The 18,448-nt window shown below is 64.8% G+C and carries 18 protein-coding genes; 11 read left to right on the plus strand and 7 right to left on the minus strand.

Annotation, left to right across the window (positions count from 1 at the left end; translation table 11 throughout):
• Positions 1-205 precede the first annotated feature (205 nt).
• Together AAFG13_RS41765 and AAFG13_RS41770 are read left to right on the plus strand one after the other, a co-directional pair.
• A complete protein-coding gene (locus tag AAFG13_RS41765) occupies positions 206-595 on the plus strand; it encodes a DUF1236 domain-containing protein (protein ID WP_212310961.1) in 390 nt (129 codons plus the stop codon).
• Positions 596-771: 176 nt separating this feature from the next.
• On the plus strand, positions 772-1,833 hold the full coding sequence (locus AAFG13_RS41770; protein ID WP_342710618.1) for a 2-dehydropantoate 2-reductase: 1,062 nt from the start codon (positions 772-774) through the stop codon (positions 1,831-1,833).
• A 25-nt stretch (positions 1,834-1,858) separates the two neighbouring features.
• Here the strand turns inward: AAFG13_RS41770 and AAFG13_RS41775 are convergent, their stop codons facing one another.
• The 3 genes from AAFG13_RS41775 to AAFG13_RS41785 form a co-directional block, all read right to left on the minus strand.
• The gene (locus AAFG13_RS41775) at positions 1,859-3,088 is read right to left on the minus strand and encodes a hypothetical protein (RefSeq protein WP_342710619.1); all 1,230 of its coding nucleotides are present in this window, start codon (positions 3,086-3,088) and stop codon (positions 1,859-1,861) included.
• A gap of 228 nt (positions 3,089-3,316) precedes the next feature.
• The gene (locus tag AAFG13_RS41780) at positions 3,317-3,919 is read right to left on the minus strand and encodes a thiamine pyrophosphate-dependent enzyme (RefSeq protein WP_342710620.1); all 603 of its coding nucleotides are present in this window, start codon (positions 3,917-3,919) and stop codon (positions 3,317-3,319) included.
• An 8-nt stretch (positions 3,920-3,927) separates the two neighbouring features.
• On the minus strand, positions 3,928-4,503 hold the full coding sequence (locus AAFG13_RS41785) for a decarboxylase (protein WP_342710621.1): 576 nt from the start codon (positions 4,501-4,503) through the stop codon (positions 3,928-3,930).
• A gap of 186 nt (positions 4,504-4,689) precedes the next feature.
• On the opposite strand from AAFG13_RS41785, the gene AAFG13_RS41790 reads away from it, so the two are divergent.
• From AAFG13_RS41790 to AAFG13_RS41805, 4 genes are all read left to right on the plus strand, one after another.
• Positions 4,690-5,655, plus strand: a complete 966-nt coding sequence (locus AAFG13_RS41790; protein WP_342710622.1) for a tripartite tricarboxylate transporter substrate binding protein — start codon at positions 4,690-4,692, stop codon at positions 5,653-5,655.
• Positions 5,656-5,659: 4 nt separating this feature from the next.
• Positions 5,660-6,556 carry an amidohydrolase family protein gene (locus AAFG13_RS41795; protein ID WP_342710623.1) on the plus strand — a complete coding sequence of 299 codons (897 nt, stop codon included), beginning with the start codon at positions 5,660-5,662 and terminating at the stop codon, positions 6,554-6,556.
• A 15-nt stretch (positions 6,557-6,571) separates the two neighbouring features.
• Entirely contained in the window at positions 6,572-7,621 is a 1,050-nt protein-coding gene (locus AAFG13_RS41800; RefSeq protein WP_342710624.1) for a hydroxyacid dehydrogenase, read from the plus strand.
• A gap of 711 nt (positions 7,622-8,332) precedes the next feature.
• Positions 8,333-8,548 carry a hypothetical protein gene (locus tag AAFG13_RS41805; protein ID WP_092125295.1) on the plus strand — a complete coding sequence of 72 codons (216 nt, stop codon included), beginning with the start codon at positions 8,333-8,335 and terminating at the stop codon, positions 8,546-8,548.
• 111 nt (positions 8,549-8,659) lie between these two features.
• Here the strand turns inward: AAFG13_RS41805 and ilvD are convergent, their stop codons facing one another.
• From ilvD to AAFG13_RS41820, 3 genes are all read right to left on the minus strand, one after another.
• Positions 8,660-10,504 (minus strand): dihydroxy-acid dehydratase, encoded by a 1,845-nt coding sequence (gene ilvD, locus AAFG13_RS41810; RefSeq protein ID WP_342710625.1) that lies wholly within the window; start codon positions 10,502-10,504, stop codon positions 8,660-8,662.
• Between the two features lie 196 nt (positions 10,505-10,700).
• Entirely contained in the window at positions 10,701-11,594 is an 894-nt protein-coding gene (locus AAFG13_RS41815) for an MBL fold metallo-hydrolase (RefSeq protein WP_212310952.1), read from the minus strand.
• Positions 11,595-11,601: 7 nt separating this feature from the next.
• Positions 11,602-12,813 (minus strand): ABC transporter substrate-binding protein, encoded by a 1,212-nt coding sequence (locus AAFG13_RS41820; RefSeq protein ID WP_342710626.1) that lies wholly within the window; start codon positions 12,811-12,813, stop codon positions 11,602-11,604.
• Positions 12,814-13,013: 200 nt separating this feature from the next.
• Between AAFG13_RS41820 and AAFG13_RS41825 the strand changes: the two genes are divergently transcribed.
• Genes AAFG13_RS41825 through AAFG13_RS41835 form a run of 3 tightly spaced genes read left to right on the plus strand, consistent with a single transcriptional unit; the run spans position 13,014 to position 15,129 of the window.
• Complete coding sequence (locus AAFG13_RS41825; protein WP_342710627.1) at positions 13,014-13,715, plus strand: TetR/AcrR family transcriptional regulator; 702 nt, start codon at positions 13,014-13,016, stop codon at positions 13,713-13,715.
• Positions 13,693-14,250 (plus strand): carboxymuconolactone decarboxylase family protein, encoded by a 558-nt coding sequence (locus tag AAFG13_RS41830; protein ID WP_342710628.1) that lies wholly within the window; start codon positions 13,693-13,695, stop codon positions 14,248-14,250. Before AAFG13_RS41825 ends, AAFG13_RS41830 begins: the two co-directional genes overlap by 23 nt.
• Before the next feature lie 3 nt (positions 14,251-14,253).
• Positions 14,254-15,129 carry an SDR family oxidoreductase gene (locus AAFG13_RS41835; protein WP_342710629.1) on the plus strand — a complete coding sequence of 292 codons (876 nt, stop codon included), beginning with the start codon at positions 14,254-14,256 and terminating at the stop codon, positions 15,127-15,129.
• An 18-nt stretch (positions 15,130-15,147) separates the two neighbouring features.
• Here AAFG13_RS41835 and AAFG13_RS41840 read toward each other — a convergent pair whose 3' ends face one another.
• Complete coding sequence (locus AAFG13_RS41840; protein WP_342710630.1) at positions 15,148-16,155, minus strand: LysR family transcriptional regulator; 1,008 nt, start codon at positions 16,153-16,155, stop codon at positions 15,148-15,150.
• Between the two features lie 79 nt (positions 16,156-16,234).
• On the opposite strand from AAFG13_RS41840, the gene AAFG13_RS41845 reads away from it, so the two are divergent.
• On the plus strand, positions 16,235-17,260 hold the full coding sequence (locus AAFG13_RS41845) for an ABC transporter permease (protein WP_342710631.1): 1,026 nt from the start codon (positions 16,235-16,237) through the stop codon (positions 17,258-17,260).
• A gap of 69 nt (positions 17,261-17,329) precedes the next feature.
• Positions 17,330-18,355 (plus strand): sugar ABC transporter substrate-binding protein, encoded by a 1,026-nt coding sequence (locus AAFG13_RS41850; RefSeq protein ID WP_342710632.1) that lies wholly within the window; start codon positions 17,330-17,332, stop codon positions 18,353-18,355.
• Positions 18,356-18,448: the final 93 nt, after the last annotated feature.

Consider the following 18,448-nt stretch of genomic DNA (forward strand, 5'->3'; position numbering starts at 1 on the left):
GCGCTCCTGCTCAGAACCATCTCTGAATCTGAACCAACGATGAATGCTGCTTCGGACGTTATCCGGAGCAGCATTTTCGTATGTGCTGGAACTAAAGCGAGTTGCCGCGGAACTGGAATTTGCCCGCAAGTTGCCGCGTTGGAACTGGAACGTCTCGTTCCCTGCGATGTTGAAGGGGCGTCTCATAGCTCGGAGGAGGAGAATAATGAACAAGCGTTTTGCCGTTTCCCTTGTCGCCGCTGCGTCACTGCTTGCGTCCGGTTCGGCGTTCGCGCAGTCCACGACGGCGGCGGGCGCCGCGAACGGTGCGCGGACCGGTGGCGAGATCGCAGGCCCGGTTGGCGAGATCGTCGGCGGCACCGTTGGTGCTGCGGTCGGTGCCGGCCTCGAGATTCCGAATGCGGTGATCACCTCGATCCCGCGCGACGAACCCTCGGTTGTGGTGCGCGAACGCGTCGTGGTCGGCGAGCCGCTGCCCGACACCGTCGTGCTGCGTCCGGTGCCGCGCTACACTGAATATCGCTACGCTGTTGTCAATGATCGCCGCGTGATCGTGGAGCCGCGCACCCGCCGGATCGTCAAGATCATCGATTGATCGCAATTTCCGACTGCGGACATCCTCGCGGGCAAATCGCCCGCGGGGATTTTCGCATGGCACGGGCCCGCTTTTTTCATGAGGCGCCTGGTTGGCCTGCCGGCCCGATCCCCTAGACTGATCCGCAATCGGCGGACGCAGCCAGCGTCCGCCTCAATCAAGAGCAGGGTGGAAACATGGGTCGGAAGATCGCGATCGTCGGTGCGGGTGCGGTCGGCGGCTATGCCGGGGCGCATATGGTGCAGGCGGGTGAGGACGTCACCTTCATCGATCCCTGGCCCGAGCATGTCGAGCACATGCGCAAGCACGGATTGCGCGTCACGCACGCGATGGATGTCGCCGAGTTCTCAGTGCCGGTGCGTGCGCTTGATGTCACCGACGCGCAGCAGCTGGCGAAGGAGAAGCCGGTCGACATCGCGTTCGTCTGCGTGAAGTCGTACGACACGGCCTGGGCGACCATGCTGATCCGGCAATATCTGGCGGCCGATGGCTATGTCGTGTCGCTGCAGAACTGCATGAACGAGGAGACGATCGCCGGCATCGTCGGTTGGGGCAAGACGCTCGGCTGCATCGCGAGCAGCATCACCGTCAATCTGCCCGAGCCCGGCCATATCCACCGCGGCGCCGGCAAGGGTGGCGCGGCGCATACCGTGTTCCGCGCCGGCGAGGTGCATGGCCGCATCACCGCGCGGGCGGGGGAGGTTTGCCGCCTGGTCGGCTTCTCCGATAGCGCCAAGGTGACCGGCAATCTCTGGGGCGAACGCTGGTCGAAGCTGGTCGCCAACGTGATGGGCAACGGGCTGTCGGCCTGCACGGGTCTAGCGGGCGGCGAGGTGCTGCAAAGCGAACCGCTGCGCCGCTTCTCGACGCGGCTTGGAAGCGAGGCGATCCGCGTCGGCCAGGCGCAGGGCTACCAGCTGGAAGAGATCCTGCATCTGCCGCCCGAGACGATCGCGCGCGCCGGCGAGGGCGACGAGGCCGCGACCCGCGCCTGCGACGAGCAGCGCTTCAAGGATAGTAAGCGCACCTCATCGGCGCAGCGCCCCTCGATGGGCCAGGACATGCAGAAGGGCCGCCGCACCGAGATCGAATTCCTCAACGGCTTTGTGGTGCGCGAGGGCGAGAAGCTTGGCCTCGCATGCAATGCCAACGCCGCGCTGACCGATATCGTCAAGCGCGTCGAGCGCGGCGAACTCGCGCCGGATCCCCGGCACATCACCGAATTGCGGATGAATTGAGCAGCGTGTGTGCTGCGACGCGGCGTCAAAGGCGGACGGCCGGAAGCGGCCACGTCGCCTTCAGCACGAGCATGTACAGGGCGAAGGTTGCGGTTGAGGCAATTGCCAGCATGACCCCGTCGTGCAGGGTCAGCCGTTCGAGCTCCATGGTCCGTCCCCCGCTGAGGTAGCGCTGCAGAGCAAACAACATGAAGGGAATCCCGATCAGGAGCGATTGGAGGTAGACGGCGAGCGCGATGCCGATCAGGATCCCGATCCAGCCCACGATCAACGCGGACCTCCGATTCACCGAGCCGACGAGAGCATTGAGGATCAGGCCGCCATCGAGGGGATAGATCGGCAGCAGGTTGCTCGCATTCACAAATGCGAACAGTTCGGCCAGCTTTCCAAGATAGAGTTGGCCGGTGGCCTGATAAGCGGCGAACAGGCCGAGTGTTGGGATGAGGCTCAGGCCCGGGCCCATCAGCGCGATGAAGCCGAGCCGGCCCTCCGTCCGATAGGCCGCCTTGGGAACGGCCATCCCGCCAAAGCAGGGCACGAGGTAGATGCCGCGTACGCCGACACCGGCCATCAGCATCGCCGCGGCGTGACCGGCTTCGTGCAGGACGACGACCACGGTCAGGAGCAGCGCCGCCTTCCACCCCACAAGGTACCAGAAGCTGAGCAGGGCCACGATCGACAGCAGCCATCCGTTGTTGCCGACCGTGGAGAGACGATTGGAGGTGCCGGCTTCTTTCTCGCATTGCTGCTTGATCAGGTTCGCCATGCGGCGCAGGCCGATCGGGTAGTTGATACGGTCGCGAAAGACGTGCGGGGTCAATTCATTGGATACGATGAGCTTCGTTCCCGCGGACGTCGCCTCGATCGTGAGTTCGGCTACGGTATCGCGGCCGCCTTCCGGTGGAATGGAGAGCGGGTGAGCCACGATTCGTCCCCGGATGATCCCTTTTTCCTCGTCGCGCTCGAGCTCGCGCGAGACGTTCTGCGCCCGAACCTGGCCGTTCACGGTGGCGCTTGTCAGCCAAAGATCGGCGCTGTCGGGCACCGGCTCGCGCGATATCTCCATGATCGGCGGCCCATCGAACACCATGCGGTCCGCAATATTGAAGCGCCACACGGCCTCGCGTGGCGCGTTGATCAGAACAGTGAACTCGCACCGCAATCGGTTACGTGCCCGTAGCGCGTCGACGAGGCCTTGCAGCGCATAGTAAGCGATGCGCAGCAGCTCGATGGGTAGTGACAACAGTGCGAGCATGACTGAGGAACCTACGCTAACTCAAGTGGCGAGCCGTGAAGTGCCGCCTGGGCAGGCCAAAGTTATCAGCGCATTGCTGCAGTGTCCCCCGCGCGGACCAATAGAATACTAGCATAGGTTGTTTTTGGGTAAATCACGAACCAGCGTGCTGGTTCGACCTTCCCCCGTATGGTCGGTCTTGCGGATTGGCGGGCCGTCTTCGGCTTGTGCGCTGAGCTTCGCGGAGTCTTACAGCAACTGCCGCACCCCCATCCCGTGCATGAAGCGCTCGCGGATCTGCACGGGGTCGCGGCGGGTGGTGCCGGTGCCGGGCTTGTCGTCGATGCGGACGCCGATCAGCGTCGGGCCGGAGGCCTGTTTCGATTGCTCGATCAGTCGCTCGAAATCATCCTCGTCGGCGGCCCAGGAGCTGCTCGCAATCCCGCTGGCGAGCGCGACCGCGACGAGGTCGGTATGGCCCGCGGCAGGGGTCGGCTGGCTGCCTGTGATCTGGTAGATGCCGTTGTCCATCACTACCATGGTGAGATTCTTCGGCGCCAAGGTCGCGATGGTCGAGAGGCAGCCGAGCTGCATCAGCAGCGAGCCGTCGCCTTCGAGCGCGAAGACGCGCCGCTTCGGCTGCGCCAGTGCGACGCCGAGCGCGATCGGAAACGCAAGTCCCATGCTGCCCAGCATGTAGAAATTCTGCGGGCGATGGCCGGCGGCCCAAAGGTCAAAGTTGGTGTTGCCGATGCCGCCGATCACGGCCTCGTCCTTCAGCCCGGCGACGAGGCGCTGGGTGAGATCGAAGCGGTTCATCACCTTGGTGTTGCGCGCGTGGGTGCTGGTCATGGCTGATCTCACTTGTCGAAGGTCTTGCCGCCGGTCAACAGCGGCGAGAGGATCAGCGCCACCGGCGCCTGGGTGGTGATCGCCTGCTTGATCGAGCGGTCGGCGATGAATTCGAGCTCGTCGAGCCGGGTGATGGTGTGATGTTCCATCGCCAGCGAATCCAGCACCGGGCGCATGGTGCGGCAGACCAGCGCCTGGCCGTAGTTGAACTCGCCGAGCGTGCCGCGCTCGGAGACGAACATGATCAGCGGGATCTGGTAGGGCACCGCGAGCGAGGCCAGCACGTTGGCGAGTGTGGCAAAGCCCGAGGTCTGCATCAGTACGGCGCCGCGCGTGCCCGCCATCCAGGCGCCCGAGACGATGCCGACGGCCTCTTCCTCGCGCGCGGTTGGAAACGTCGTGAAATAGGGATCGGCGTGCAGGTCCTTGATCAGCGTGGTCAGCACCCGGTCGGGCACATAAGGCACCAGCTTGATCTCGTTCCGCTTCAGCGTCTGCAGCACGATGCCGTGCCAGGTGGTCGCCGCATCCTGGGACTTATCCTTGGCTTTATCCTTGGACGAGGCTTGTTCCGCGGCCGCCATCCTGTTCTCCCTCTCGCGCGACGCTGATGATCGCTTGCGCCATGAAACTTGACGCTGACCATACGATTGTCAACATGTCGCGGCCGCAACGCGATCTGCGGAATTGGGCCATCGTAGTGCCGAACCGGCGTGCGATACAGGCGGTAACGATCAAGGGACGGAACGATCAAGGGACGGGAGGTGTCGATGGCCGGATGGGTCTGGCGGACCGCCATTGCGGCAGCGGCCACGGTCGTGGCCGGCCTTGCGTCCGCGCAGCCATACCCGGCAAAGGCCGTTCATATTCTCGTCCCATATCCGCCGGGCGGCGGCGTCGACGTGCTGACGCGGACGCTCGCCGAAGCCGTGTCGAAAACCTGGACGCAGTCGATCGTGGTCGAGAACCGGCCGGGCGCCGGCGGGGTGATCGCCTCGCAGGCGATCGCGAGCTCCGCGCCCGATGGCTACAACCTGATCATGGTCGCGAGCGGCCACGCCACCAATCCGTTCCTCTATCCAAAACTGCCCTACGACACGTTCAAGGATTTTTCGCCGATCTCGCTGCTGGCGTCATCGCCGAACGTGCTGCTGGTGCGCGCGGACTCACCGTTCAAGTCGGTCAGCGATGTCATCGCAGCGGCGAAGGCAAAGCCGGGCAGCCTGTCGTTTGCCCATGCCGGCAACGGCACCTCGACCCATCTTGCCGGCGAGTTGCTCAACAGCCTTGCCAAGATCGATCTCAACGCGATCCCCTACAAGGGCGGCGCCCCGGCGATCAACGATCTGCTGGGCGGACAGATTCCGATGTCGTTCAACAACGGGCCGGAATCGGTTGGGCAGTTGCAGGCCGGCACGGTCCGCGCGCTGGCGGTGACGACGGGCTCGCGCGCGCCGTTCCTGCCAGATGTGCCCAGCATGTCGGAGGTGGTGCCGGGTTATGACACCGAGGTGTGGTGGGGGCTGCTTGGTCCCGGCAACATGCCCGCCGATCTCGTCGCGAAAATCTCGCATGATTTCGTCGCGGCGGTGAATACGGATGCCGTGAAGGAGCGGCTCGGCAAGCTCGGCGCCATCCCGATCGGCTCGACGCCGGACAAGTTCGCCGCCAAGATCAAGGCCGACTACGACAAATGGGGGCCGATCATCAAGGCCGCCGGCATGAAGGCGGAGTAGGAAGATGGCTGTATCAGAGATTTCCGCCTGCCTGCCGCCGCGTCCGGTGACGCCGCCGAGAGAGAAGCTGCCGCCAAAGGCCTGTGACACGCATGCGCATGTATTCGGCCCGGCGGACCGCTTCCCCTATGCCGCCGATCGCAGCTACACGCCGCCGGACGCGCCGCTCGCGACCTATCTCGGCATGCTCGATGCGCTGGGTTTCAGCCGCGGCGTGCTGGTGCAGGGCAGCGCGCATGGCCACGACAATTCGGCGATGCTGGATGCGTTGCAGCGCGAGCCGGCGCGGCTGCGCGGCGTCGCGGTGGCCGATGCCGATGTGGCGGCGGGCACGCTGCGGCAATGGCATGTGCTCGGCGTGCGCGGCTTGCGCTTCAACCATTTCTTCCGCGGCGGGCAGTTGCACTATCGCGGCGGCATCCCCCTCGATGTCGCCGAGACGCACGCGGGCGTGATGGCCGAGCTCGGCTGGCATCTGCAGCTCTGGATCGACGTGAAAGATTTGCCTGACACGGTCCCGACGCTGAAGGCACTGGGCCTGCCGGTCGTGGTCGACCACATGGGCCGCACCGACGCTGCCGCCGGCATCAACACCGCGGGCTTCCGGAGCCTGCTGCGCGCGGTCGGCGAGGGCTGGTGCTGGGCCAAGCTGTCAGGCGCACATCGCCTGAGCCAGCGCGCGCCGGATTATCCGGATGCGCGGCCGTTCCACGAGGCGCTGGTATCAGCCAACTCCGAACAGCTGGTGTGGGGCGGCGACTGGCCGCATCCGCGCGTCGAGGGCGAAATGCCCGACGCCGGCCATCTGCTGACGCTGTTCCAGGAATGGACACCGGATGCGGCGACCCGACACCGCATCCTCGTCGATAATCCCGCACGACTCTATGGCTTCCCAAACTGAAAGCTGCTGCACGACATGACCGTCAACAACAAGCGCGTGTTCTACGTCAAATACCTCGCCCACGAGATCTACGTCGATATCCTGAAGAAGCGGCCGGATGTCCGGCTCGACCGTCTGGAGAACGAGACGCCGGAGGCGACGTTCGCGCCTGTCCTCGCCGACGCGCATGCCTATCAGATCGGCGCCGCCCGCGACGAGTTGGCGCCGCATTTCCATGCCCACGCCGAGTTGCTGAAGCGCGCGCCGAACCTGTTGATCGTGTCCTCGAACGGTGCCGGCTTCGATCCAGTCGATGTCGATGCGTGCACCGCGGCGGGCGTGCTGGTCGTCAACCAGTCCGGCGGCAACGCCAACTCGGTCGCCGAGCACGCGCTCGGCATGATGCTGACGCTGTCGAAGCGCATCATCCAGTCCGACCGCCGGCTGCGGCGCGAGGCCAACGTCAACCGCAACGACCTGATCGGCAACGAGCTGAACGAGAAGACCGTCGGCATCGTCGGCCTCGGCAATGTCGGCCGCCGCATCGCCGAGCTGTGCAAGGGCCTGCTGCACATGAAGGTGATCGCCTATGATCCGTATCTGACGGCGGAGGAGATGGCGAAGCGGGGCGGGGAGAAAGTCGAGCTCGACGATCTCCTGCGCCGCGCGGACTTCGTCTCGATCTCCTGTCCGCTGGACAGTAAGAGCCGAGGCATGATCGGTGCGCGCGAATTCGCGCTGATGCAGCCGCACGCCTATTTCGTCACCACCGCGCGCGGCTTCATCCATGACGAGAATGCATTGGAAGAGGCATTGCGAGAGAAGCGCATCGCCGGCGCCGGCCTCGACGTCTGGTCCAAGGAACCGCCGCCGCCGGATCATCCACTGCTGCAGTTCGACAATGTGCTGGCGAGCCCGCACACCGCAGGCGTCACCCGCGAGGCGCGCATCAACATGGGCCGGATCGCCGCTGAGCAGATCCTCGACGCCCTCGACGGCAAGCGCCCGCCGCGCATCATCAATCCCGAGGTCTGGCCGGTCTACGCGAAGCGGTTCGAGAAGGCGTTCGGGTTCACGCCGGGATAGGTCGACGGTCATTGCTGTCAACGGTGAAGTCAGCCGGGTGAGGTGAGCACGCTGGTCAGAGGGCCTCCCTTGCGGGGGCCGTGGCTGCGCGCGGCCAAAATATCGAAAACAACCCCATGCAAAGTAGCCGGCGGGCTGCCGGCGGTTCGATCGGGCAGCTTGACGCGTCGGGCAACTCAGGGGTACATTTCCAATATACAGAAATCGTGCAACCGCCCGGCCTTGCGGGGGAGACACCGCAGGGGCGGAGGGAACTGTCCGCCAGCGCGTGCTCGCGCAAATGGCCGGTCGTGCGCGTGTTGTTGCGCGCCGCAAAACCACCGGAGAAAATCTCCTTCGTCGCAGCCTCGATCGAGGCAATAAACCCACTGCCAAGGCACCACTTCACAACGCGTCCGTTGCTATTTTCCCTGAGATATCGACGACTTAGCCCGAAATCGCCATCTTCCCTTTGTGCCCAACTAATCCGGGCACGGAAGGAAGAAGTGTCATGCGACAGGTCCAGTCATTGCTCCGCGACGCGCCCGCGAAAATGGGCCGCCGCATTGCGCAGATCGTTGCGATCGCTGCCGCCAGCCTGCCGCAGGCCGGCGCCTAGTTTTCCACCGCCGCGAAGCGCCGCATCCGCGCGCGCTGAATTAACTCAACACCATTTTGCGTTAGTGCTAACGTGGTACCCCCGGGCTCTGCCGGCGCAGCAGGGAGGGTTCCATGTCACGCTTCGTCGTTCAGTTCATGAAGGACGTGCTCGGCGGCAATGGCCGCCAGCGCGAGGTTTGCCAGGGCGAACTCGAGGTCGACGCCTCGAGCGAAGGCCAGGCCACCGAAATGGCCAAGCTCATATTCTGTCAGGAACAGGCGCTCTGCGACTGGTCATTGCATGCCGACCGCATTCGGATCGAAGCGGCCGACTTGCAAGTGACTTGACGCGTCCAGAGCCCCGTTCCGATTCAATCGGAACGGGGCTCTGGATTTTTGTTTTGAGGCGTTTTGTTTACGCGAACCGGTATCCGCTTCGCTCGAAAACGCTTGGTCCGACTACTCCGGCAGGATGCGCACGGCACCCTTCGCCGCGCTGCTTGCGAACGCCGCGTAGGCCTTCAGCGCGGTCGAGACGGCGCGCTTGCGCGGCGCGGCCGGCTTCCACGCCGCATTGCCCTTGGCTTCCATCGCCGCGCGGCGGCGTTTCAGTTCGGCATCGTCGACCTTGAGGTTGACCTTGCGGTTCGGGATGTCGAACTCGATGATGTCGCCTTCCTCGACGAGACCAATCAGGCCGCCTTCGGCGGCTTCCGGTGAGACGTGGCCGATCGACAGGCCGGACGATCCGCCGGAGAAGCGGCCGTCGGTGATCAGCGCGCAGGCCTTTCCGAGCCCCTTCGACTTCAGATAGCTGGTCGGATAGAGCATCTCCTGCATGCCCGGGCCGCCGCGCGGACCTTCATAGCGGATCAGCACGACATCGCCGGCCTTGACCTTGTTGGTCAGGATGGCGTCGACCGAGGCGTCCTGGCTCTCGAAGATGCGGGCCGGGCCCGAGAACTTCAGGATGCTCTGATCGACGCCGGCGGTCTTCACGATGCAGCCGTCCTCGGCGAGGTTGCCGAACAGCACGGCGAGGCCGCCGTCCTTGGAATAGGCGTGCTCGGCGTTGCGGATGACGCCCTCGGCGCGATCGACATCGACGTCGTCGAAGCGGCGGTCCTGGCTGAAGGCTTCCTGGGTCGGCACGCCGCCCGGCGCGGCGCGGTAGAAGTTGCGCACCTTGTCGCTCGTGGTCCGCACCACGTCCCAGCGGTTCAGCGCGTCGTCGAGCGTCGCGGCGTGCACGGTCGGTCCGTCGGTCGTGAGCAGTTTGGCGCGGTCGAGCTCGCCGAGGATCGCCATGATACCGCCGGCGTGGTGCACGTCCTCCATGTGAACGTCCTGCACCGAGGGCGCGACCTTGCACAGCACTGGCACCTTGCGCGACAGACGGTCGATGTCGGCCATCGTGAACGGCACTTCGCCCTCGCGCGCGGCGGCGAGCAGATGCAGCACGGTGTTGGTCGAGCCGCCCATCGCGATGTCGAGCGTCATCGCGTTCTCGAACGACTTGAAGTTCGCGATGTTGCGCGGCAGTACCTTGGCGTCGTCCTGCTCATAGTAGCGGCGGGCGAGATCGACGATCAGATGGCCGGCCTCGACGAACAGGCTCTTGCGGTCGGCATGGGTCGCCAGCACCGAACCGTTGCCGGGCAGCGCGAGGCCGAGCGCCTCGGTCAGGCAGTTCATCGAATTCGCGGTGAACATGCCGGAGCAGGAGCCGCAGGTCGGGCAGGCCGAGCGCTCGATCACCTCGACCTCCTCGTCCGACACGTTGGAGTCGGCGGCGGCCACCATCGCATCGATCAGGTCGACCGCGCGCTTCTTGCCCTCGAGCAGGATCTTGCCGGATTCCATCGGACCGCCCGAGACGAACACCGTCGGGATGTTGAGGCGCAGCGTCGCCATCAGCATGCCGGGGGTGATCTTGTCGCAGTTGGAGATGCAGACCATCGCGTCGGCGCAATGCGCGTTGACCATGTATTCGACGCTGTCGGCGATCAGCTCGCGCGAGGGCAGGCTGTAGAGCATGCCGTCATGGCCCATCGCGATGCCGTCGTCGACCGCAATGGTGTTGAATTCCTTGGCGACGCCGCCGGCCTTCTCGATCTCGCGTGCGACGAGCTGGCCGAGATTCTGCAGATGGACGTGGCCGGGCACGAACTGGGTGAAGGAGTTGACCACCGCGATGATCGGCTTGCCGAAATCCTCGTTCTTCATGCCGGTGGCGCGCCACAGGCCGCGTGCACCCGCCATGTTGCGGCCGTGGGTGGTGGTGCGGGAGCGATAGGCGGGCATCGTAAATCCTTGGGTTATGGCCATTTTTTAGGGGAGATGGCAGTCCTTATGCCCGCCCGCAGCAGCCGATTCAAGCGCGGAACCGCATGGCAGAACCCCGCTATCTGACTTCGATCCCGGCCTCTGTGGCGACGGCACGCAGGAGACGGGCCGCGGCTCGTTTCGCGGTGCCCTCTCGACCCGATTGTCTCACGCGTCAATCCTCGAACCTGAACCTGAAGGCCTCGCCATGCCTGACCACGCGGCCTGCGGTCGGGGCGGGGAAGTGCCCGGTCAGCAGATAGCTCGGCGTATCCGCCAATTCCTCGAGCAGCGTCACGCGGGTGGCGAGTGCCGCCGCGGGATCGGCGTCGGCGGCATTCGACAGCCACGGCTCCGCGCACTGGATCGGATGATGGATCACGTCGCCCGACATCACGGCATGATCGCCGCCGCCGTTGAGATGGATCTGCATGTTGCCGGCGGTGTGGCCCGGCGCCGGCGCAAAGCGCAGGCCCGCGTCGCGGTCGTCGAACAGCAGGTGATTGGTCTCGACGAATTCGGCCTGGCCGGCCGCGACGACCGGCAGCACCGAATCCTCGAACGAGCCGTGATTGACCGGCGTCGGCGGGTTCGCCCGGTGCGCTGCCTCCCAGTGGCGAAACTCGGCGCGTCCCATCAGGTAACGCGCCTTCGGAAAGGTCGGCACCCAGCGCCCGTTGATCAGCCGCGTGTTCCAGCCGACATGGTCGACATGCAGATGCGTGCACATCACGAAGTCGACCTGTTCGGGCCGCACGCCGAGCGCGGCCATGTTTTCCAGATAGGGCTGGTTGAGATTGTTCCAGGCCGGCACGCGCGGACGCGGCTTGTGATTGCCGCAGCAGGTGTCGACGACGGCGGTCCAGCGCGGCGTGCGCACCAGATAGGAGTGGTGGCTCAGGATGAAGCGGCCGGTCTCCGGCTCGATGTAGCGGTGATCGAGCCAGCTTCGGTTCGCGGCGATCACCTCGTCCGTGACGTTGGCGAACAGCCATGTCTTGTCGAAGGCGAGCGAGGGGATTTCGACCAGCCGGTCGATGCGCATGCTGCCGATCGTGATCTGGCGCACGCGGTGCTCAGTTCTTGATGAGGTCGCCGAACGGCACCCAGCGCGTGCCGTCGTAGCGGATCAGTTGCAGGCTGGTCATGGGCGTATACCGCTCCGGCGAATTGCTGACCGCGGTGCCGTTGATCAGCATCGGCAGATGCAACTCCCTGATGCTGGTCGCCTGCTTAATCACATTGGCGCGGGTAAGGTCGTTGCCGGCGGCCTTCAGCACCGCGGTCAGCGTCTGCGCGATGGTGTAGCCGTAGACATTGAGCCAGTCGCTCTTGTTGGCGTCGGGCAGATATTTGTCCATGAAGGCGACCCATTCCTTGTAGCCGGCATCGTCCTTCAGCGCCGGGTCGGTCGAGTCCTTCAGATACTGGCTCGAGATCACGCCGGTGGAATTGTCCTTTCCGGCGGGTTCGAGCACGCCGCTGATCGAGGCCGAGACGTTGGAGATGATGGTGGTGGGCTTCCACCCGATCTCGCCGATCTTGCGGATCGCCTGCGCCGCGAATTTCGGCGTCGCGGCGACCAGCACGACGTCGGCGCCGCTGCTCTTGAGCAGCAGGATCTGCGTATCGACGGTGGGGGCGGTGGTCTCGTAGGGCGCCCGCGCCACGATGGCCTCGGTGCTGCCGAGGCCTTCCTCCAGCGCCTTCAGATAGTCCTTGCCGAGGTCGTCATTCTGATAGAGCACACCGACCTTGGCGTTCGGGTGGCTCGCCTTGATGTACTTGGCGTAGGCGATGGCCTCGTCGCGATAGGTCGGCTGCCAGCCGACGGTCCATGGAAAGTTCTTCGGATCATCCCACTTCGCCGCGCCCGAGCCGAGGAAGAGCTGCGGCACCTTCCTGTCGTTGAGATATTTGTGCACGGCGCTGTTGGTCGGCGTGCCGACGCCGCCGAAGATCAACAGCACCTCGTCGCTCTCGACCAGGCGACGCGTCTGCTCCACCGTCTTGGGCGGGCTGTAGGCGTCGTCGGCGATCATCATCTGGATCCGCCGGCCGTTGATGCCGCCCTCGTCATTCACCTTGCGGAAATAGGCTTCCGCCGATTTCGCGATCTGCGCAAAGGCCGAGACGGGGCCGGACAGCGGTGCGGTGGTTCCGATCTTGATCGTCTTGTCGTCGGCGCCTGGATCGTATTTCGGGCTCTCGGCTCGTGCGGTGCCGGCGGCGATCAGCGGCAGCAGCAAAAAGGCCGCGCGCAAATGAGAGCGGACGAGGCGCGCCATGACGGAATCTCCCCAGATTGCTCTCCGCCTCTTCGGAGCGGAGTTGAAACGCGAATACTTCGCGCCTGCGCGGCGTGCGGGCCGTGACCGCTGCCGTGCAGACGAACGATCGTTCGTACGTTGACTAACGAACGATCGTTCGCTAGTCAACGATCGTTCGTACGTTGACTAACGAACGATCGTTCGCTAGTCAAGGCGCCATGGCGGCTTCCACATCCAGCGCGGCCGAGGCGGTCGTGACCTCCACCCGCGAGCGCATCCTCAGCGAGGCGCTCAGCCTGTTCGCGCAAAGCGGCTATGGCGGCGCGTCGATGCGCGAGCTTGCGCGCCGCGTCGGCATCCGCGAGAGCAGCCTCTACAATCATTTCCCGGGCAAGGCCGCGATCCTCGAAGCGATCGTCAGCGAGCACGGTCCGGCGAGTTCGGCCGACCGGCTCGAGGCGCCGCGCTACCGGCAGCTCGCGCGGCAGCCGGCGGCGTTCTGCCGCCAGTTCGCGCTCGACCTCGTCGAACAGTGGTCGGATCCGCGCGAGCATCAGTTCCAGAAGGTCATCACCGCCGAGCGCAACCGTGTGCCCGGCATCCGCGCCAAGTTCGCCGACCATTTCTACGCGCGCGAACAGAACCTGATGACGGACTATTTCCGCGGCTTCGCGCTCGCCGGACTGATCTCCACCTCAGACCCGCGCGAGGCGGCACGGCTGTTCGCGGCCGGCCTGATCTATGTCAGGCTCGAACATTATGTGATGGGCGCGCAGGCCTCGCCGCGGCCGAAGGTGATCGAGGCGATCGGCCGCTATCTCGCGTTCTTCCTGTCGCTGATTGCGGCAAAGGACGCAGACACATTGGACAAGAAGCAACGAAAAAAGGGAGAGACGCGTGGCAAGGCTGCCTCTGATTGATCCGGACACCACGAGCGGCGACATCCGCGCCGCGTTCGACCGCATGCCGGTCAAGCTCAATATCTTCCGCATGATGGCTCATGCCGAGGCCAACATGATCCCGGCGATGCGGTTCGCCAATTCGATCCTGCACAAGCAGAAGCTGTCGGCGGTCAATCGCGAGCTGCTGATCCTGCAGGCCGCGCAGCTCGAGGGCGGCGCTTATGAGTGGCGGCAGCATGTGCCGATCGCGCTCGGCGTCGGCGTGACGCAAGCGCAAATCGATGCCGTTGAGCGCGGCGACTATGACGACGCTGCACTCAACGCCGCCGAGCGAGCGCTGCTCCGCTTCGGCCGCGAGGTGGTCGAGAAGGTCCGCGTCGGCGAGGCGGCTTTCGCCGGCATGCGCGAGCATTTCAGCGATCAGGAGATCGTCGAGGCGATCGTCACGCTCGGTTTCTACATGATGATGGCGCGGCTGACGGAGGCGACCGAGACCGATCTCGATCCGGCCGCCGGCATGGCCTTGTTCGAGGGCGGCAAGAAGCGGGGTTGATGGATGTCGGAGACTTCGCAAGAGCCCAAGCAAGGGACCTCGCAAGACCCCAAGCCGGAGCGCTATGTCCGTCCGCTGAGCGCGGAGTCGTCAGGCCTGGCGCCGGGCAGGGGGCGGCTCAAGGGCCGCCGCATCCTGATGGTCGGCGGCGGCCAGCGCGTGTTCGATGCTGCGACCGACCCGATCGGCAACGGTCGCGCCATGAGCCTGCTGTTCGCGCGCGAGGGCGCGCATGTCGCGGTTGCCGATCTCAATCGTACCTCCGCCGATGATACGGTCGCGCGCATCGCCGATGACGGCGGCCGAGCCTTCGCGATCGCTGCCGACGTCACCAGGGAGGCCGATGTCATCAGGATGATCGACGAGGCCCACCACGCGATGGGCGGTCTCGACGGCATGGTGCTGAACATCGGTACCTTCGGCAAGACCGGGCTCGACAATGTCAGCGCCGAGGAATGGAACAGGATCTACGACGTCAATGTCCGCGGCCCGATGCTGTGCTGCCGCGCGGCTCTGCCCAAATTCGCCGATGGCGGTTCGATCGTCTTCATCTCCTCGATCGCGGCGCTGAAGGCGGGATCGCAGATGGCGGTCTATGATTCCTCCAAGGCGGCGCTCGGCGGGCTGATGCGCAACATCGCGCATACCGGTGCGCGGCGCGGCATCCGTGCCAATCTGGTTTATCCCGGGCTGGTCGACACGCCGAACGGCCGCGAGGCCGGCGCGGGACGGCCGTCACGCGGCAAGAGCCATGTTCCGTTCGGCCGCCAGGCCACGGCGTGGGAGATCGCCTATGCGGTGCTGTTCTTCATGTCGGATGAAAGCGTCTACGTCACCGCGCAGACGCTCGCGGTCGACAGCGGCCTGAGCGGACTCTAGCCGAGTTGAACCCCGCCGCTACTCCGCGGCGAGGCTGGTCGGCACCGGGATGCCCACTTTGGGGCGCGTTCTTGCCGCGCGGCGGTTCTTCTTGCTGAAGCGGCTGCCGGCCAGCAGCGCCGCGGCGGCGCGCAGCTGCTCGCGCAGCCATTGGTTGGTGGTGTCACCCTCGGCAGTGGCATGCCAATAGAGATAATTGACGTGCGGGCTGATTGGGAACGGGCAGGGGAAGCACTGCAACAGCCCGGGATCCTCCAGCACGGAGGCGGCGCTTTCGGATGCCGTCAGCAGCATGTTGCTGCGGCTCACGACATGGCAGGCGGTCGCGAAGTTCTGGCAGGTCAGGCGCACGGTGCGCGTCAGGCCGAGCCGCTGGAACTGGAAGTCCTCGAACGACAGGCCGCTGCGCCGCGATGTCACGCAGACGTGTTCCAGGCGCAGGTACGCCTTCTTGTCGAGCCGCGTGCCGAGCTCGGGATGGCCGCGCCGCGCGAACACCGCGATATGCTCGGTCAGGATCTGCTCGCGCCGCACCTCGGTCGAGAGCGGCAGCAGCGTATCGATCGCGACGTCCAGCGTGCCGGCGGCAAGCTCGCGCTCCAGATTGTTGCGCTCGCTGCGCACGGTGGCGATCTCGACCAGCGGCGCAACCGTGCTGATCCGGTTGATCAGCGCGCTCAACATCGGCGCCTCGAGATTGTTGCGCAGGCCGATCACGAACCGCTTCGGCGTCCTGGCCGGATCGAAGCGGTCCGTATGGGTCAGCGTCGTCTCCAGGCCATTGAGCGCCTGGCGCACGGTCGTGATGATCTGGCGCGCCAGCGGGGTCGGCGTCATCACGTGATGTCGGCGCACGAACAGCGGATCGTTGAACATCGCGCGCAGCCGGCCCAGCGCATGGCTCACCGCGGGCTGGGTCAGATTGAGGCGGAAGCAGGCACGGCTGACACCGCCCTCGGTGTAAATCGCGTCGAACACGACGAACAGGTTCAGATCGATATCGCGCACATGCATGGAAATAATCAATCCGTATCCGTCGAATGCATTTGACGAATATGAGTTGGCGCTCTTAAAGTCTCAAGCAAAATAATACCTGGAGGAAACGATGAGCGTGCAATCGCCATCGCGCGGCGTTGCTGTCCCTGCGGCATCATCTCGCTCGGGCACAATGTTCGCAAAACCGAGCCAGGAGCAGATCGTGCTCCTGATCACGATCGCGCTTCTTGTCGTGTTTGGCCTGACCCTGAACGGTTTTGCCAGCGTTTCCAATCTCCTCAATCTGTTGCGCAGTATTTCCATCCTCGGCGTGCTCGGCCTCGGCATGGGGCTGATCGTGATCAGCCGCGGCATCGACCTCTCCGAGGTCGCGATCATGGCGGGTTCCTGGGCGATCGCGCTGATCTACATGCAGAACGGCATGCCTGTTTTCACGGCAGTGCTGCTGGCGCTGGCCATTGCGGTGCTGATCGGCGTCGTCAATGGCGTCATGGTCGCCTTCGTCGAGGCGCCGGCGCTGTTCGTGACGCTGGCTGCCGGCTTCGTGATCTATGGTCTCGCGTTCTGGATCGCGCCGGCCTGGGTGGTCTACGCGCCGAAGGACGCGCCGGGCCTGATGTATCTCGGCGCCGGACGGCTGTTCGGCATCCCGGTTCCGATCCTGGTGTTCGCGGTCTGCGCGATCGCGATGCACCTGTTCCTGTCGCGCACCTCGATCGGCCGCTTCATCTATTCGCAGGGCGACAATCCGGAGGCCGCGCGGCTGACCGGCATTCCGCTGCGTCCGCTGATCGTGCTGGAGCACGTCTTGGTTGCACTGCTCGCCTGGATTGCGGGCCTGGTGTGGGTCGGCACCACGGGCAGCATGCAGATGGCGATCACGCAAGGGACCATGATCTTCGACGTCGTGCTGGTCGTCGTGATCGGCGGCATCAGCCTGATCGGCGGCCGCGGCAGCGTGTTCAGCGTCGTGGTCGGCTGCGTCCTGATCGGCACGCTGCTCAACGCCTTCACCATCATGGACGTCAACAGCGAGGTGCAGAACATCATCAAGGGCGTGGTGCTGCTGGCCGCGATCGTGCTCGACAACTGGCTGCATCCCCGTGACGAGGAGACCGCGCGGCAGGGAGACTGACACAAGGCGACCGAGCGCACCGCGCCAGAGAAATCCAATCAATCAAAAGAATTTTGTGTGGAGGAGACGATGAAGACGACCAAGTTCTGGACGATCCTGCTCGCCGGGGTGACGCTCGCCGCGATGCCGTTCGCGGCATCGGCGCAGGAGGAAGGCACCAAGGCGGGGCGCGAGCTGCGCGCCGGCTACGACAAGGCGCTGCAGGGCAAGACCATCGCCTATTTGCCGATCGCGCTCGGCGTGCCGCTGTCCGACGAATGGGGCCGCGTGGTGCAGGAAGAGGCCGAGTGGCGCGGCATGAAGTATGTCGTGCGCGACCCCAACAACAATCCATCCGCCATGCAGCAGGCGCTGACCGCGCTGGTCGACCAGAAGCCCGACGTCCTGATCGTGCAGAATCCGAGCGTGACGCTCTTGATGAAGGACCTGAAGCGCGCCGAAAGCCAGGGCACGCATGTGATCCAGGTCAATATGGCCTCGAACTACAAGTCCGGCGCCTTTGTCGGCGTCGACTGGCGCGAGATCGGCAGGATGCTCGCGAACGAGGCCGTCAAGGCCTGCGGCACCGGTTCCGGCAAGTCGGGCAAGGTGCAGATCGTGCAGGGCGAATTGACCGCAGCCGCAAGCGTCGATCAGGTCGGCGCCATCATGGAGATCCTGAACAAGGATCCCAACATCAAGGTGGTGTCGAACCAGGCGGCGAACTGGGATGCCAACACCGCGCTCAACATCACCGCCACCGTGATCCAGCAGCATCCCGATCTCTGCGCCTCGATCGGTTTCTGGGGCATCATGGAGTCGGGCGCCGCGCAGGCGATCCGCAATGCCGGCAAGATCGACGATGTGAAGGTGTTCGCCTCGGGCGAGGGCTCGCAGCTCGATTGCGACCAGGTCACGTCAGGCAATTTCAGCAAGTTCCTCAGCTACAAGGCGACCGAGCAGGGCCACGACCTGATGTTCGCAGCCGAAACCCTGCTGATGTCCGGCGACAAGCCTGGCTCGAAAAACCTGTCCTATTACACGCGGCCGATCTGGATCGACAAGTCGAACGCCTCGCTCGGCGGCACCTGCTTCGCGCTACCCAAGAAAAACTAACAAGGCGCGAGACAGCCGGCGCGGGGGGTATTCCCGCGCCGGCTGTATCACGGGTCAGAATCCGGAGACGTTGAAACCGGATCAGGAGTGCTT

This window comes from Bradyrhizobium sp. B124 (genome assembly GCF_038967635.1).
In the GTDB taxonomy this organism is placed as follows: Bacteria; Pseudomonadota; Alphaproteobacteria; order Rhizobiales; family Xanthobacteraceae; genus Bradyrhizobium.